At 51.5% G+C, this 377-nt stretch carries 1 protein-coding gene; it reads left to right on the top strand.

Annotated elements, in window-relative coordinates:
* Positions 1-75 precede the first annotated feature (75 nt).
* Positions 76-377: aminotransferase class III-fold pyridoxal phosphate-dependent enzyme (locus tag SJH88_RS19510; RefSeq protein ID WP_274755426.1), on the top strand; the 302-nt coding region annotated here is incomplete at its 3' end.

Consider the following 377-nt stretch of genomic DNA (forward strand, 5'->3'; position numbering starts at 1 on the left):
GATAAAACACGCCAAGTCCACGATATCAATATCAAAGACTTAATTTTTAAACCATATCATGGATGGTAACTCGATATGACCCTTGCGCTAGTAGAAACAACTTCTCGATCCACCAACGCCTATTATTTGGCGCGCCAAAACCAGATGGAATCGAATGTGCGTAGTTATCCACGCAAACTGCCGCTGGCTATTGCCAAAGCCCACGGCTGCTGGTTGACGGACGTGGAGGGTACGGAGTATCTGGACTGCTTGGCAGGCGCGGGGACTTTGGCCTTGGGGCACAACCATCCCGCAGTGATTGAAAGCATTCAAACCACGCTGGCCAGCGGGTTGCCCTTGCATACGCTGGATTTGACGACGCCCCTCAAAGACGCGTT

The organism is Comamonas sp. GCA5 (genome assembly GCF_036541385.1).
Classification (GTDB): domain Bacteria; phylum Pseudomonadota; class Gammaproteobacteria; order Burkholderiales; family Burkholderiaceae_C; genus Comamonas; species Comamonas aquatica.